This window comes from Nocardia sp. NPDC005366 (assembly GCF_040606855.1).
In the GTDB taxonomy this organism is placed as follows: Bacteria; Actinomycetota; Actinomycetes; order Mycobacteriales; family Mycobacteriaceae; genus Nocardia.
The window spans coordinates 20,130-34,542 of sequence record NZ_JBEXFQ010000053.1; the positions used below are offsets into that span (position 1 = coordinate 20,130).

At 66.4% G+C, this 14,413-nt stretch carries 16 protein-coding genes and 1 pseudogene; 5 read left to right on the plus strand and 12 right to left on the minus strand.

Features of this window, described 5'->3' with window-relative positions; translation table 11 throughout:
- The first annotated feature begins 66 nt into the window (after window positions 1-66).
- On the plus strand, window positions 67-708 hold the full coding sequence (locus tag ABZS43_RS34185; protein WP_355040142.1) for a TetR/AcrR family transcriptional regulator: 642 nt from the start codon (window positions 67-69) through the stop codon (window positions 706-708).
- 53 nt (window positions 709-761) lie between these two features.
- Window positions 762-2,357, plus strand: a complete 1,596-nt coding sequence (gene fadD1 / locus ABZS43_RS34190; protein WP_355040143.1) for a fatty-acid--CoA ligase FadD1 — start codon at window positions 762-764, stop codon at window positions 2,355-2,357.
- Between the two features lie 23 nt (window positions 2,358-2,380).
- On the opposite strand, the gene ABZS43_RS34195 is transcribed toward fadD1, so the two are convergent.
- The 4 genes from ABZS43_RS34195 to ABZS43_RS34210 all read right to left on the minus strand — a co-directional run bounded on the left by ABZS43_RS34195 (window position 2,381) and on the right by ABZS43_RS34210 (window position 6,066).
- Window positions 2,381-2,872, minus strand: coding sequence for a GyrI-like domain-containing protein (locus tag ABZS43_RS34195; protein WP_355040144.1), 492 nt, complete (start codon window positions 2,870-2,872; stop codon window positions 2,381-2,383).
- A 97-nt stretch (window positions 2,873-2,969) separates the two neighbouring features.
- A complete protein-coding gene (locus ABZS43_RS34200) occupies window positions 2,970-3,749 on the minus strand; it encodes an SDR family NAD(P)-dependent oxidoreductase (RefSeq protein ID WP_355040145.1) in 780 nt (259 codons plus the stop codon).
- Window positions 3,746-4,693 carry an alpha/beta hydrolase gene (locus tag ABZS43_RS34205; RefSeq protein WP_355040146.1) on the minus strand — a complete coding sequence of 316 codons (948 nt, stop codon included), beginning with the start codon at window positions 4,691-4,693 and terminating at the stop codon, window positions 3,746-3,748. The genes ABZS43_RS34200 and ABZS43_RS34205 overlap by 4 nt, the downstream gene beginning before the upstream one ends.
- Window positions 4,690-6,066: an NAD(P)-binding domain-containing protein gene (locus ABZS43_RS34210; protein WP_355040147.1), complete on the minus strand. Its 1,377-nt coding sequence runs from the start codon at window positions 6,064-6,066 to the stop codon at window positions 4,690-4,692. Before ABZS43_RS34210 ends, ABZS43_RS34205 begins: the two co-directional genes overlap by 4 nt.
- Window positions 6,067-6,214: 148 nt before the next feature.
- On the opposite strand from ABZS43_RS34210, the gene ABZS43_RS34215 reads away from it, so the two are divergent.
- Window positions 6,215-6,820, plus strand: coding sequence for a helix-turn-helix domain-containing protein (locus tag ABZS43_RS34215; protein WP_355040148.1), 606 nt, complete (start codon window positions 6,215-6,217; stop codon window positions 6,818-6,820).
- 10 nt (window positions 6,821-6,830) lie between these two features.
- Here the strand turns inward: ABZS43_RS34215 and ABZS43_RS34220 are convergent, their stop codons facing one another.
- On the minus strand, window positions 6,831-7,313 hold the full coding sequence (locus ABZS43_RS34220; RefSeq protein ID WP_355040149.1) for a nitroreductase/quinone reductase family protein: 483 nt from the start codon (window positions 7,311-7,313) through the stop codon (window positions 6,831-6,833).
- A gap of 207 nt (window positions 7,314-7,520) precedes the next feature.
- On the opposite strand from ABZS43_RS34220, the gene ABZS43_RS34225 reads away from it, so the two are divergent.
- Entirely contained in the window at window positions 7,521-8,384 is an 864-nt protein-coding gene (locus tag ABZS43_RS34225; RefSeq protein WP_355040150.1) for a mycofactocin-coupled SDR family oxidoreductase, read from the plus strand.
- A gap of 6 nt (window positions 8,385-8,390) precedes the next feature.
- On the opposite strand, the gene ABZS43_RS34230 is transcribed toward ABZS43_RS34225, so the two are convergent.
- On the minus strand, window positions 8,391-8,969 hold the full coding sequence (locus ABZS43_RS34230) for a helix-turn-helix domain-containing protein (RefSeq protein WP_355040151.1): 579 nt from the start codon (window positions 8,967-8,969) through the stop codon (window positions 8,391-8,393).
- Window positions 8,970-9,089: 120 nt separating this feature from the next.
- Between ABZS43_RS34230 and ABZS43_RS34235 the strand changes: the two genes are divergently transcribed.
- Window positions 9,090-9,758 carry a class I SAM-dependent methyltransferase gene (locus ABZS43_RS34235; RefSeq protein WP_355040152.1) on the plus strand — a complete coding sequence of 223 codons (669 nt, stop codon included), beginning with the start codon at window positions 9,090-9,092 and terminating at the stop codon, window positions 9,756-9,758.
- Between the two features lie 61 nt (window positions 9,759-9,819).
- Here the strand turns inward: ABZS43_RS34235 and ABZS43_RS34240 are convergent, their stop codons facing one another.
- The 6 genes and pseudogenes from ABZS43_RS34240 to ABZS43_RS34265 form a co-directional block, all read right to left on the minus strand.
- Window positions 9,820-10,890, minus strand: a complete 1,071-nt coding sequence (locus tag ABZS43_RS34240) for a prenyltransferase (protein WP_355040153.1) — start codon at window positions 10,888-10,890, stop codon at window positions 9,820-9,822.
- A complete protein-coding gene (locus tag ABZS43_RS34245; protein WP_355040154.1) occupies window positions 10,877-11,608 on the minus strand; it encodes a class I SAM-dependent methyltransferase in 732 nt (243 codons plus the stop codon). The genes ABZS43_RS34240 and ABZS43_RS34245 overlap by 14 nt, the downstream gene beginning before the upstream one ends.
- A complete protein-coding gene (locus ABZS43_RS34250; RefSeq protein ID WP_355040155.1) occupies window positions 11,602-12,870 on the minus strand; it encodes a glycosyltransferase family 4 protein in 1,269 nt (422 codons plus the stop codon). Before ABZS43_RS34250 ends, ABZS43_RS34245 begins: the two co-directional genes overlap by 7 nt.
- Window positions 12,870-13,742: an LLM class F420-dependent oxidoreductase gene (locus ABZS43_RS34255; protein ID WP_355040159.1), complete on the minus strand. Its 873-nt coding sequence runs from the start codon at window positions 13,740-13,742 to the stop codon at window positions 12,870-12,872. The genes ABZS43_RS34250 and ABZS43_RS34255 overlap by 1 nt, the downstream gene beginning before the upstream one ends.
- Window positions 13,743-13,826: 84 nt before the next feature.
- Window positions 13,827-14,138 (minus strand): annotated as a pseudogene (locus tag ABZS43_RS34260) (carboxymuconolactone decarboxylase family protein); the annotation flags it as partial.
- Window positions 14,135-14,413, minus strand: a 279-nt coding sequence (locus ABZS43_RS34265) for an SDR family oxidoreductase (RefSeq protein ID WP_355040156.1), incomplete at its 5' end; no start/stop codon positions are given. The gene ABZS43_RS34265 and the pseudogene ABZS43_RS34260, both read right to left, overlap by 4 nt.

Genomic DNA, 14,413 nt, shown 5'->3' on the forward strand with positions numbered 1-14,413 from the left:
CCGCATGGATCCTTCGATCGAACGATCGCTACGGATGTCGGCAGTGCGGTGGCGAGTGGACTGCGGATGTCGTCGCTGACCCGCGTTCCTCGGGCGTCGCGCAAGCAGTCCGACGATCGCCGCGCCGATTTCGAACAGCGCGTGCTGCGCGCCGTCGAGGAATTGCTCGCCGATGGCACGCCCTATACCGAAATCGCGGTACAGAAGATCGCGGTGGCATCGCAGGCGGCCAGATCGACCTTCTATCGGTACTTTCCCGATAAGAGCCAGCTGCTGATCCGCATGGCGGATCTGGCGACGGCCGACCTGTTCGCCGCCGCCGAGCAGTGGTGGGAGAACGAGCACACCGATCAGCAGAGCGGTGTCGTCCAGGCGATCGGCGCGATGATCTCCGGCTTTCGCCAGCATCGCTATCTGTTGCTCGCGTTGAGCGAGGTGGCCGGTTACGACCGTGACGTCGGGGCCTACTGGCGTGATCGCGTGGCCACCTTCGTCGATATGGTGCGCGCCCGTCTCGAATCCGATCGTGAACGCGGCATGATCAGCGCCGCTGTCGATCCGGCCGCGACCGCGATCGTGCTGACCTCGATGGTGGAGCGGTCCATCACCGTCGCGTTCGCGCCGTCCTCGGGGATTTCCGACGACGCGCTCGCCGCCGCGCTCGGCAGGGCGATCTGGTTGATCGTGTACGGCGACGCCAACGAGTAGACAATTTTTCAAATCTGTATATACCCGATTGGAACCCGTTCTAGATTTGGCCCATGGCTGCAACGGTCACCGAACTTCTGCTCGCGCGAGCCGACGACGAGACGCTCGCGATCACCTATCGGGGACGGACGTGGACCTGGCGCGAGCACATCGCCGAGGCGCGGCTGCGCGCGGCCGCGATTCTGTCCGTCGCCGATCCCGCGCGTCCGATGCATATCGGAACGCTGCTGGGTAACACCCCCGAGATGCTCACCAGCCTGGCCGCCGGGGCGCTGGGCGGATATGTCACGGTCGGCATCAACAACACCCGTCGCGGCGCGGCGCTGGCCGACGATATCCGCCGCGCCGACGTGCAGATACTGCTCACCGACGCCGAACACCGCGCGCTGCTCGACGGTCTCGACCTCGACGGCGTCACCGTCTTCGACGTCTCGTCACCGGAATGGGCCGAATTACTCGGCGGCGCGGGTGAATTGACGCCGCACAGCGTTCCCGGCGCGACGGATACCTTCATGCTCATCTTCACCTCGGGCACGAGCGGAAATCCGAAGCCGGTCCAGCTCGCGCATATGATGGTGCCGTTCGCGGGCCCGCCCTTGGTCGACCGATTCGGTATCGGGTCCGACGACATCTGCTATCTGTCGATGCCGCTGTTCCATTCGGCCGCGATACTCGGCGGCTATTGCGTGGCGCTCACCAGCGGTGCGGCCATGGCGCCTGCCAAATTCTCGGCCTCGACCTTCCTCTCCGATATCCGGCGATCCGGCGCGACGTATATGAACTATGTCGGCAAACCCCTCGCCTATATTCTCGCTACCGAAGAGCGGCCCGACGACGCCGACAATCCGCTGCGCGTCGCCTTCGGCAACGAGGCGACCGACCGTGATATCGAGGAATTCGGCAGGCGATTCGGGTGCACGGTGTGGGATGGGTTCGGCTCGACCGAACTGGCGATCATCATCACCCGCGAGCCCGGTACGCCGCCGGGTTCCATCGGCAAGGGTTATCCCGGTGTGGCCGTGTACAACTCGACGACCGTCACCGAATGCCCGCCCGCCGTCTTCGACGAGCACGGCGCTCTGGTCAATCCCGACGATGCTATCGGCGAACTCGTCAACGCCGACGGAACCGGCCTGTTCATGGGCTACTACCGCGACGAGGGGGCCACCGCCGAACGCACGCGCGGCGGCCTCTACTGGTCGGGAGATCTGGCCTACAAGGACGCCGACGGCTATATCTACCTGGCGGGGCGAACCGCGGACTGGATGCGCGTCGACGGTGAGAATCTCGCCGCCGGACCGATCGAACGAATTCTGCAAAGGCTGGACGTCATCAGCCGCCTCGCCGTCTACGCGGTGCCGGACGATCGGGTCGGCGACGCCGTCATGGCCGCGATCGTCCTGCGGGACAACACCTCTCTCGGTCCGGACGAGTTCGCGGACTTCCTCGCCGACCAACTCGACCTCTCGCCCAAGGCATGGCCGCGCTATGTGCGCCTCGCCGCCGATCTGCCGACGACGGCGACGAACAAGATCCTCAAACGCGCACTCGTGCGAGAAGGCGCGACCGCCGGCGACGGAATACTGTGGCGCCGCGAATCACGGTCGACCACGTACGAGATCGTCGGATCGCAGGCGCCCGCCCTTTGATGAACGGGCTGTCGTGGCCCGCGTCAGGAGGGGACGAGAAGCCAGTTCAGCTCCGTGCGCAGGCCGGAAGGGTCCATGTCGGGCGTCGGTCGTGTGTGGTAGACCTCCCACCGCAACGGTCCGGCCACCTGACCCTTTTCGCCGATCCAGGAACGCAATCGCTCCCATGCGGCGGCGAGTTCGTCGAAACCGCCGACGTGCTCGACCCGGGCGATCCGGCCGGCAGGCAGGTGGCCGGACACGACACCCCGCTGCGGTCGCAGAACCCGATCGACGGGGAATCCGACCTCGAGGTCCATCGATTCGTCGGATACCGCCCGGAACAAGCCGAAAGGGGGCCCGACGATCGCCGCCTGCTGCGCGGCTATGACCTCCGGCAATACGCGAAACGACGCGTCGAAGAAATCCCGCAGCCCGGTCAGTGCCACCTCGGCGCGAACAATCGCCGTGATCGCTTCGCCCACCTCGAGCATTTCGGGACCGGCCGCCGGATCGACGGTGATGTCGTCGGTCATGAGTCTCCTCGGAGTCGCGGAACATGCCAGGATCACCGTAGCGACTGCGGCGGCATCGTGGTGACGGTCTCGGCCGCGGGCCGTGCTGCCACAGCGGTCACGGATTCTCGTACGTCCGCGCCATCGCCGCGACCCGGCCGAGAATATCCGGGTACCTGCGCAAATGTGCCCCGCCGTTGAGGTCGATGGCGGCGCCGGTCATCCAGCCCGCGCGACTCGAGGCGAGAAAGGCCACCGCGTCGGCGATCTCCTCGGGCCGTCCGCTGCGGCCGAGCGGGGTGTTCTCCAGATACTCGTCGATCAGCCCCGGCACCAGGGCGGCGCCCGCGACCAGTGGGGTGTCGACCAGTCCGGGGGAGATCGCGTTGACCCGGATACCGCGCTCGGCGAGTTCCAGCGCGGCGACCTCGACCAGCATCAGCACACCGGCCTTGGCCGCGCAGTAGGAGGCCATCCCGGTACCGGGCTGGCGTCCGTTGAGCGAGGCGATACAGGTGATGCTGCCGCCGTCGGCGGTATGTCGGCCCGCGTATTTGAGGACCAGGAAGGTGCCGGTCATGCAGACATCGATGGTGGTCTGCCAGTGGGCGAGTTCCAGTTCGGTGATCGCGCCGGGCACGGACAGCCCCGCGCAGTTCACCACGGTGTGCACGCCGTGTTCGGCCTCGAATCCCCGCCGCACCGACGCCTCGTCGGTGACGTCCATCGTGATCGCCGTGACCTCGCCGCCGAGCCGGGCGGCGGCGTCCCGCGCGCCCGTTGCGTTGACATCGGCGACGACGACCCGGTACCCCTCCGCCGCCAGGACCCGCGCGGTGGCGAAACCGATACCCGACGCGCCGCCGATCACCATCGCCGAGCGCGTGTCCTCGCTCATGCCGTCTCCTCGATCGCCGGAACCGCCGGGTCGTCCAGTCCCAGATGCCGCCGCAGGAATCGCACCTGATGTTCGACGGCGCGTTCGAACCAGGGATTGCCCGCGAAGAGGTCGAAATGATCGCACGGGTAGTGCCTGACCTCGGCGCGCGCCTTGAACGCCGCCTTCGCCGCGGAGCGCGGCGGTGCGGCGCGGTCGAAATCGGCGATCTGCACGAGAACCGGGGCGATGATGCGGTCGGCCAGCCGATCGGCCCGGTATCCGCCGAGTTCGAGGCCGACGGCGGCGTCGACCTCATTGCGCCACGTCGGGCCGGCCAGCGCGAGATAACTCTCGTAGTAGCCCTCGGCGGTCAGCGCGGCCTGTTCGCCGGGTCGGCCGACCAGCGGCATCATGGTCGGCGTGCGGCCGAGCCGTCCGGCCAGCGCGCTGCGCACACCGGTCACCGTCGACCGCGCGAGCGCACCCGCGCCGACCTGGGCCAGCGCGGTGCGCCCGGCCGCGAGACCATTGACCAGCGGCACCATCGCGATGACGCCGCAGATATCGGACCGGTCGGCGGCGACCGTCAGCGCGTGCCCGCCGGATTGCGAAATACCCCACAGCACAATGCGTCTCGGGTCGACACCGGGCTGCCGCCCGGCCGCGACGATGGCGGCGCGATAGTCCTGGACCTGCGCGGTCATCAAGACTCGTTGTCTCGGTTCACCGCCCGACGCGCCGAAGCCGCGGTAGTCGAAAGCGAAGACGGCCACACCCGCCGCGGCCAGGCGCCGCGCGAACGGCGCGAGACCGGAATCCTTCGTGCCGCCGAAGCCGTGTGCCATCACCACCACCGGATGGCCGTCGGGCCCCGCCGATGATGCGCCGTCGGCATCGAAAAACCAGGCTTCGCAGTTCGTTCCGTGCGAATCGAACGAAATCTGGCGGTAGTCCGTCGTCACTGCCGCACTCCCGCGATCGTCGGGGCTTCGGTCACCCTTGCCCACGATGGCGGCCCCTGGAGGCGGGCCCGTTCGGCTCCCGCGGGGAGTTCACGTGTCCGCATATCGTGTTCGTAGAGGAAATAGTCGACCTGCTGGGTGTGGCGGGGCCGGTCGAGCATATGTCCGGTGTAGTGCCGCTGATCGGCGACGATGACCTCGCGCATCCGCTCCGGTGCGGGCAAGCGGTACCGGCCGACGGCGTAGGCGCCGATCAGCCGCGCCTGACATTCGACGAAAGGGAACAGCGTCGGTGTGGCCTGGGCGAATCCGGCGAAGACGAGATCATCGATGCCTGGCACGAACATCCGCTTGTACAGGTCGATCCGGTTGTCCGGCGCGCTGAGGAATTCCGGATCGAAGAACGGGAAGGTGATGTTGTAGCCGGTGGCGTAGATGATGACGTCGAAATCGTCGCTGGTGTCGTCGGTGAAATGCACGGTCTGCCCGTCCAGCCGCGCGATATCGGGTTTCGCGATCACATCACCGGAGCCGAGACGCAGCGGAAGTTCGACCGATTGGGTCGGATGCGCCTCGAAGAGTTTGTGATTGGGTGTCGGCAGCCCGTACATCTCCGGTCGGCCCGAGGTCAACGGCTGGGCCCACTGCGTGATCTTGCGCTGCCAGGAATAGGGAATGTACGGGCTGGTCCGGTAGTACTTGTCCGCCGGACGGCCCGCGATGTATTTGGGCACGATCCAGGCGCCGGAGCGGGTCGACAGGCTCAGTGAATTCCCCAAGGCCTTCGACGACAGTTCGACGGCGATATCGGCCGCGCTGTTGCCGAGTCCGACGACGAGGATGCGCTGGTCGGAGAAGTCCATCGGCGTGCGCGGATCGATGTAGCGGTGCGCGTGCAGTGTGGTTCCGGTGAATTCGCCGGGGAAGTCGGGATACCGCGGATCCCAGTGATGACCGTTCGCGACGACGAGCAGATCGAAATATCGTGTCCCGGTCCGCTGGGTGCGCAGTTCCCAGCCGCCCTCGGGCAGGCGGCGCGCGTGTTCGACGCCGTTCTCGAATTCGATGTGCTCGGTCAGGTCGAAGGCGGCGCAGTAGTCGTCGAGATACTGCTTGATCTGGGTGTGGTGTGGGAAGTCGGGATAGTGCTCGGGCATGGGGAAATCCCGGAACGACAGCTGGTGTTTGGACGTATCGATATGCAGCGACCGGTAGGCGCTGCTGTGCCCGTTCGGATTGCCGAAGGCCCAGTTACCGCCGACGCGGTCCGACGATTCGAAGCACGCATAGGGCACGCCGTAGTCGTTGAGCATTTTTCCCGCGGTGAGCCCGCTGATACCGGCGCCGATGACCGCGGTCCGCGGTTGATACATATCCCGATCCTTCCGAGCCGAGCATGTAGACACATTCTCGAAAATGTCTACTAGTAGTCACATTCTCAGATCTGTCCACTGCTTGCTAGGGTTTTCCGGAAACCCGCTGCCGTTCCTTCGTGGACGCCGGACCCGAAAGCGAGGCGCGGTGACCGAAGCACCGATGGCGACCGTGGTGGATCGGCTGCTCGACGCCGCGCAGAAGTTGCTGGCGGACAAGGGGATTCGGGCCACGACGGTCAGCGAGGTCGCCGAGGAGGCGGGGGTGTCACGGGCCTGGCTCTATCGGCATTTCCCCGATAAAGCGGCCCTGCTCGGCGCGGCCATCGTCCGGCTGACCGATGTCTTCTGGAACGACGCGCGCGCCGAACTCGACACGATCGATACCTTCGGCGAACAGGTCGCGGCGGGGGTGCGCATCGGTCGCGGCGCCTATGACGATCCGGGCGCTCTGTTGATGCGGCTGCGCATCGAAGAACCGGAGGAATTCGCGGTCTGCGCCGGTGCGGGCGTGTCAGGATTCGTCCCCGACCTCGCGATTTTCTGGCGACCCTACGTCGAGGCGGCGGTCTCGCGCGGCGAGATCCATCCTCGCCACGACCTTGCCGAAGTATCGGAGTGGGTGGCGCGCATTCTGATCAGTCTCGGCACCGTGCCCGGTAATACCGTCGACCCCGAAGACGCCGTGAGCGTGCGGCGGCATGTGCGGCGCTACATACTGCCCGCGCTCGCGGCGGACCCGGGCGCGTCCTGAGTCTGCGGGATCAGTCGACCGCGGGCGTGAGGATGACGACCGGAATCCGTCGCGAGGTCCAGGACTGGTAGGCGTCGAAATCGGCGTAGGCGTCGACGAGTTCCGGCCACAGTCGCGCCCGTTCCTCCGGTGACGCGTCCCTGGCGCGCACCGCGCGCCGATCGCGGCCGACCTGGACGAAGGCGTCCGGATGCACGACCAGGTTGCGATACCACTGCGGATTCTCCGCCCGGCCGCCCTGTGACGCGACGACGACCAGGTCCGCGCCGTCGGTGATGTAGAGCAGGGGAACCGTGAACCAGTTGCCGGAGCGGCGACCCTGGTGTTCCAGGAGCAGGGTCGGCACCGGCTTGCGGAAACCCGCGCCGATGCGCCACGTGCCGCCGATGCGTCCTCTGGTGCGCCGGTAGGCCCACGCCTGTGCGCGCGACCCGTACTTCATGAGGGCGGCGACCACAGGTGAGTCCAGATTGCGGGGGCGTTCGGTGATCATCGGATATCTCCCTCGGTCGGTCGGAGGTCGCCGAACCCACAGCCTCGGACAACTGTCCGGAAGGTACTTCATCGGCGTCGCCGCGGGCAATCCGACGATTGATCCGGCCCATTGTCCGTAGTATTGTCTGGACACATGTCCGGCAAGTTTGGCTCGCCCATGCGTGTCCCGAGTCGAACCCGGTAGTCGCTCGTCGTGGAGGAATAGATGAATCGGGTCGAAGGAAAAGTCGTACTGATCACCGGCGCCGCGCGCGGGCAGGGCCGCAGCCACGCGGTGAGACTCGCCGAGGAGGGCGCCGACATCATCGCGGTCGACATCTGCGCCGATATCGCGACCAACGACTACGCGCTGGCGAGCGAAGCGGATCTCGCGGAAACCGCCGCGCTGGTGGAGAAGTCGGGGCGAAGGGCCTTCACTCGGGTCGTCGACGTGCGGGACCGCCGTTCGCTCGAACAGGCCATCGCGGAAGGGGTGGCGGAACTGGGACATCTGGATGTGGTCGTCGCCAACGCCGGAATCTGCGCGCTCGGCCATCACGTCCCGATCCAGGGATTCGTCGACGTCTTCGACGTCAACTTCATGGGTGTGGTGAATGCCGTGCATACGGCGCTTCCGCATCTGGGCGCGGGCGCGTCGATCATCGTCACCGGATCGGTGGCAGGTCTTGTGCCGCAGACCGGATTCAACGGGGTGCAGGCATTGCAGGGGCCCGGCGGAGACGGGTACGGGCTGTCGAAGAAGATGCTGCGCACCTACACCCAGTCGCTGGCGCTCACCCTCGGCCCGAGCTCGATTCGCGTCAACGCGATCCACCCCACCAATGTGGACACCGATATGCTCAACAATCCGGGCATGTATCAGATATTCCGGCCGGATATCCAGAATCCGACCCGCGAGGACGCGGAGGTCACTTTCCCGTTCATGCAGGCCATGCCGATTCCGTACGTCGAGGCGGCGGATATCACCCACGCCGTCACCTATCTCGCCTCGGATGAATCCCGCTATGTCACCGGATTGCAGATGTTCGTCGACGGCGGGGCCGCGTTGAAGCTCGGCCTGGCGAACTGACCGAAATTATTTCAGGAGAATCAGCGCGGACCGCTCCAGGCGGTCCGCGATATCCGAATACGATTCATAACCCATTCCCGCCCTGACCAGTGCGCCCGCGTAGAGTAATTCGATCGATTCGACGACGTCGGGATCGGGATCGGCGCCGAGTGCGCGCGAAACGCGCTTGCGGATTTCGGCCCCCACCCGGACGCGGAGATGTTCGACATCGGGATCTCGGCCGAGAAGAGCGCTGGTCACCGCGCCGGACAATTCCTGCTCGTCGGCGACGAGCAGCGCGATGCTGCGCAGTTCCGCGACGACGCGCACCGTCGGGTCCGGGTCGTCGCTCGCGGGGGAGGGCGTGGTGCGGAGGCGACGCCAGAATATCTCCGCCACAAGGTGTTCCTTGGAGGAGAAATAGGTGTAGGCGGTGGCGGTGCCCACGCCCGCGGCGGTGGCGACCATGCGAATCGTCATCCCTGCGAAACCTTCGCGCGACAGCACCTCCACCGCGGCTCTGGTGAGTTTGTCGACGGTGTCGGCCTGCTTTCCCGTCAAGCGCCGACGGGTTGCTTCGACAGTTTTGGAATCGCCTCTGGACATGTGTCTAGATGATACTATTATGCGTGTTCGGGAGCAATACACTCCTCTTGGATTTCCCCTGGTGACGCGGCTCTCTCTGTGCCGCAACGCGGGCCGGGGGTCTATGGATAGGTCGATGAGATGGTGTCGAGTTCTGTTCGATCGTCGGATATTTCACACTGGGCCGATCTGGCGGCGGATGTTCCCGGCTTCATGCCATTCGAGGAAGGCAGAGCGCTGTACGACGCGGCGCTGCGATATTCGGACAATGGCACGATCGTGGAGATCGGCACATATTGCGGTAAATCCGCCGTATGGCTCGGCGCCGCCGCGCGTGCGCGAAATGCGCACGTGTTCACCATCGACCATCATCACGGTTCCGAAGAACATCAGCCGGGCTGGGAATACCATGACAGTTCGCTGGTCGACGAGGTGACCGGACGGTTCGACACCGTGACGGAATTCCGCAGGACGATGGTTCGCGCCGGATTGGACGATACCGTCGTGGCGATCATCGGCGAATCCGTGCGGGTGGCCTCGATCTGGCGCGCGCCGATCGCCCTGCTGTTCATCGACGGCGGGCATACCGAGATCGCCGCGCAGCGCGATTACGAGGGCTGGGCGAAATGGGTCGCCCTCGGGTCGGCGCTGGCCATCCACGATGTATTCCCCGACCCGAAAGACGGCGGTCAGGCTCCGTACGGGATCTACCGGCGCGCGCTGGACAGCGGCGAATTCCGCGAAGTGTCCTGCACGGGGTCGTTGCGCATCCTCGAGCGGATCGCCGCGCCCACCGACCCGAATTCCTGAATCGCCCGACGTATCAGGCGCCCGACGTATCAGGCGCCCGACGTATCAGACGCCCGACGTATCAGACGACGACGTAACCGGCGCCCGACGAGGCGACCCCCGCCACGGCGTCGCGGAAGACGACGTCGCGGAATATGCCACTGCCGGGGGTGGCGCGCGAGAGTGCGTCGGCGGCAAGCACGACCGCGGCCCCCGTCCACGTCGTGCGCTCCTCGGGCCAGCGTTTACCGTCGGCGAAGACCAGTCCGGTCCAGTAGGAACCGTCGGCTTCGCGCAGATGCTGCATGGCCGCGAACAGATCGAGCGCGCGGGCGCGATCATCGAGGCAGTCCAGAGCCATGACCAGTTCGCAGGTTTCCGCGCCGGTCACCCAGGGATGATCGGAGACGCAGCGGATTCCGATATGGCCGACCACGAAATCCCGCCACCGCGCCGCGATCCTGGCTCGACCGTCCGCACCCGTGATCGCGCCGCCGAGGATCGGGTAGTACCAATCCATCGAATACCGGTCCTTGGCCGCGAAGACCTCGGGTCGCTGCCGAATCGCGACGCCGAGTCGGGCGCGGGCGGACTCCCATTCGGGGCGCTCGATTCCCAGCAGCCCCGCCAGGGCCAGCGCACAGCCGATGCTGTGGTGGATACTCGAACATCCCGTGAGCATGGCCTCGGTGACAATCCCGCTGTCGTCACGCGCCCAATAGATCTGGCCGTGCTCGCCCTGTAGACCGATCACGAAATCGATCGCCGCGCGGACGGTCGGCCACATCTCGCGCACGAAGGCGGTATCGCCCGTGCACAGCAGGTGGTGCCAGACCCCCGTCGCGATATAGGCGCAGAAATTGCTGTCGGTGTCGGCGTTCTCGACGACGCCGAGCCGGAATTGCCTCGGCCAGGACCCATCGGGGCGCTGCGACCCCGCCGACCACCGGTACGCGGCCTTCGCCTCGTCGAACAGTCCGGTGGCGCTGAGCGCCATCGCGGATTCGATGTGATCCCACGGATCGGTATGCCCGCCGCTGAACCACGGGATGGCACCCGACGATTCCTGTTCGGCGGCAATGGATTCCCCGGTCCGCAGGCTCTGCCGCCTGCTCATGGCCCCCGGTACGAACGGCAGTTCATGCCGCGACACGGTGCACCATCGGTTTGGTGAAGTACAGCGCGACGCTCTTGCCGACCAGCGGGTCGAGCAGCTTTTCCGCGAACCGGGTCGTGCGCGGTCTGCCCATCATGTCCCAGACCAGCAGCCGGTGATACGCGCGGACCAGGACATTGTCGTTCTTCGACACTCCCACAGCGCATTTGAGCCACCAGTACGGTGCGTGCAGGGCGTGCGCGTGGTGACGATGGGCGAAACGCATACCGCGCCCGTCGATCTTGGCGCGCAGCTCGTCGGCGCGATAGATGCGGACGTGACCGCCCTCGTTGCTGTGGTACTCCGTCGACAGCGCCCAGCACACCCGTTCGGGCAGCCAGCGCGGCACCGTCACCACGAGATTGCCGCCGGGACGAAGGACGCGCACCAGTTCCGCGATGGCCGCCTCGTCGTGCGGTATGTGCTCGAGGATTTCCGAGGCGATGACACAGTCGAATTCCCCGTCGGCGAACGGCAGGGCGAGCGCGTCGCCGCGCACCGTTCTCGCCGTCGCCGCGGCAGGCGCCTCTCCGGCCTCCGCCATGGCGCGCAACATCACCTCGACCCCGGCCAGTTCCTCGGCGTCCTGGTCGAAGGCGACGATATCGGCGCCGCGGCGGTAGGCCTCGAAGGAATGGCGGCCCGCGCCGCAGCCCACATCGATCACGCGGGTTCCCTGGCCGATCGCCAGGCGATCGAAATCGACGGTCAGCATGGTTGCCCTCCCGCGAGACGGTGCGAGGATCGAGCCGAGCGCCGATCGATGGCACGCTGATACACCTGGACGGTCTGGGCGGCCACCGACTCCCAGCTGAACACCGATACCGCGCGGTCGCGGCAGGCGATGCGCATGCGTGCCCGCTGCTGCGTGGCGTCCAGCAGCGCCCCGAGCGCGCGGGCGAGTTCGACGGGATCGCCGGGCTCGATGAGTTCGGCGCACACGCCGGGATCGCCGACGACCTCGGGAAGCGCGCCGGTCCGGCTGACGACCAGCGGTGTCCCACTGGCCATCGCCTCGACGGCCGGTAGCGAGAATCCCTCGTACAGCGAAGGGATGCAGGCGATTTCGGCGGACCGAAGTAATTCGGCCAGTTCGAGATCGGTGAGTCCGCCGCGCACGGTGACGATATCGGAGAGGCCGAGTTCGGCGATCGCCTTCTCGGTGGCTCCATTCGGTTCGAGTTTGGCGACCAGCTGCAATTCCACGGCGTGGGTCACCCGGAGCCGGACAAGCGCTTGGAGCAGATGGTTGATCCCCTTGAGTGGTTTGTCGGCGCTGGCGACAGCGACGATCCGTCCGGGCTGTCGCGGACCGGGGCCGGGGGCGAACAGAGTGGTGTCGACGCCGAGCGGCACCACTTGCAGCTGATCCGGCGCGATATCGAAGTCGGCGACGATATCGGCCGCCGATGACGACGAAACCGTCAGCAGGTCCGGGATCTGCCGAGCCACCCGCCGCTGCATGCCGAGGAAGCCGTACCACCGGCGGACGAACGGCTTCTTCCGCCAGATCGCGGCGGCCAGATCGACCTGCCGATCCCTGGTGATGGGGTGGTGGATGGTGGCCACGAGGGGCAGGACGCGTTCGATATCGAGCAGGCCCGCGCCGAGGCACTGATTGTCGTGGACGATGTCGAAATCCCCGGCTCTGGCGCGCAGGAGCCGCGCGGCCCTGAGACTGAAGGTGCGCGGTTCGGGGAAACCCGCCGTCCACATGGTCGCCAGTTCCAGCAGATCGATACGGTCGCGGATCTCGCTCGGGCGCGGCGTGCGGAACGGGTCGGGATCGCGGTAGAGATCCAGACTGGGCACCCGGGTCAGCCGCACCCGGTCATCGAGATCCTCGGGATAGGGCGGACCCGAGAAGACCTCGACCTCGTGACCCAGGTCGACGAGCCCCGTAGTGAGCCTGCGGATGTAGACCCCCTGGCCGCCGCAGTGGGCTTTGCTGCGGTAGGACAACACAGCAATGCGCACTAGGGGGTTCCTCCGTCGTCGGGCAGCTCGATATCGGGCAGTTTGCCCGACAGTCGGTCCAGGTACGCGCGTACTTCGGAGTCGGATTTGTCCGGCAGGCCATACAGTACGTCGGTGACCCCGGCCGCGGCCCATTCCGCCAGGCGCGCGGCGTCGGGTTTGAAATCCAGGGCGACCACACGCGGACGCCCCGTCCGCCCGGCCTCACGCCATATCCGTCGCAGCAGTTGCAGACGCTCGGTGATATCGGTTTCACCGGGGGTGGTGATCCACCCGTCCGCCGACTCGGTGATCCACCTGAAGGTGCGCTCGGTGCCCGCTGCGCCGATGAGTACCGGCACCGAACGTCGCGCCGGTTTGGGCCACGCCCAACTGGGCCCGAATTCGATGTACTGCCCGGAATAGCTCGCCTCGTCCTGGCTCCACAGCGCGCGCATGGCCTCCAGGTATTCGCGCAGCACCGTGCGGCGCTTACCCGGTGGCACGCCGTGATCGGTGAGTTCGTCGGTATTCCAACCGAATCCGGCGCCGAGTACCACCCGTCCGCCGGACAGGTGGTCCAGCGAGGCGATGGTCTTGGCCAGGGTGATCGGATCGTGTTCGACCGGCAGCGCCACGGCTGTCGCGAGTTCGATGCGCTCGGTCACCGCCGCCGCGGTGGACAGTGCGACCCATGGATCGAGGGTGCGCAAATATCTGTCGTCGGGCAGGGTCGCGTCGCCGGTCTGGGGATGGGCGGCGTCCCTGCGGACCGGGATGTGGGTGTGCTCGGGGACGTAGAAGGAATGGAATCCCGTCTGCTCGGCCGCGCGGGCCGCGGCGGCCGGGGTGATGCCACGGTCGCTGGTGAACAGCACGATGCCATAGCGCAGGCGATCGCCGGCGCGGACCTTCTTCTTTTCCTTGCCGACGACGGAGCCGACGACACTGTCGAGCTCGGTGCCTTGCGGCCACCCCACGTAATGGCAGAGGAACAGCGCGGCCTCGCGCAATTGCTCCTCGGTGAGTTCGCCATTGCGGAATGCCGCACCCACCTGGATATCGGCGACATCGAACAGTCCCTGCGCCGCGAGCGAGCCGAGGAGCAGCAGGCGACGATCACGCAGTGACAGCGCGGGCCGCGACCAGATATCGGCGAACAGGTGATCGGCGGTGACGGCGAAATGCTCGCCCGGCCCGTCCTGGAATTCCCAGCCGTAGACCTGGGACATCTTGGCGAGCCCGCGCTTGCGGACCTCGGAAATCTGCTGGGGCGTCGTATCGGTCATGCGCGGAACACCTGCCCTCCGTCGATGTTGAAGATTTGTCCGGTGACCCAGCTGGCGTCGTCGGAGAGTAGGTAGAGGCAGGCTCCGATGAGGTCTTGTGGTGTGCCCATGCGTTTGAGGGGGAGTCGTTTGATCATGTCGTCGACGATGACTGTGGGTGTGACGGTTTTGGTGGCTTCAGTGTCGATGGGGCCGGGTGCGATGGCGTTGATGCGGATGTTGTTGCCGCCGAGTTCGGTGGCGAGTTGTTGGGTGAGTCCGTTGATGCCGACTTT

What these genes read in the sequence shown, in the direction of transcription:
- ABZS43_RS34225 (WP_355040150.1), top strand. Translation starts at nt 7,521, where the DNA reads ATGAATCGGGTCGAAGGAAAAGTCGTACTGATCACCGGCGCCGCGCGC.
- ABZS43_RS34230 (WP_355040151.1), bottom strand. Translation starts at nt 8,969, where the DNA reads ATGTCCAGAGGCGATTCCAAAACTGTCGAAGCAACCCGTCGGCGCTTG.
- ABZS43_RS34185 (WP_355040142.1), top strand. Translation starts at nt 67, where the DNA reads ATGTCGTCGCTGACCCGCGTTCCTCGGGCGTCGCGCAAGCAGTCCGAC.
- ABZS43_RS34200 (WP_355040145.1), bottom strand. Translation starts at nt 3,749, where the DNA reads ATGAGCGAGGACACGCGCTCGGCGATGGTGATCGGCGGCGCGTCGGGT.
- ABZS43_RS34245 (WP_355040154.1), bottom strand. Translation starts at nt 11,608, where the DNA reads ATGCTGACCGTCGATTTCGATCGCCTGGCGATCGGCCAGGGAACCCGC.
- ABZS43_RS34235 (WP_355040152.1), top strand. Translation starts at nt 9,090, where the DNA reads ATGGTGTCGAGTTCTGTTCGATCGTCGGATATTTCACACTGGGCCGAT.
- ABZS43_RS34220 (WP_355040149.1), bottom strand. Translation starts at nt 7,313, where the DNA reads ATGATCACCGAACGCCCCCGCAATCTGGACTCACCTGTGGTCGCCGCC.
- ABZS43_RS34210 (WP_355040147.1), bottom strand. Translation starts at nt 6,066, where the DNA reads ATGTATCAACCGCGGACCGCGGTCATCGGCGCCGGTATCAGCGGGCTC.
- fadD1 (WP_355040143.1), top strand. Translation starts at nt 762, where the DNA reads ATGGCTGCAACGGTCACCGAACTTCTGCTCGCGCGAGCCGACGACGAG.
- ABZS43_RS34195 (WP_355040144.1), bottom strand. Translation starts at nt 2,872, where the DNA reads ATGACCGACGACATCACCGTCGATCCGGCGGCCGGTCCCGAAATGCTC.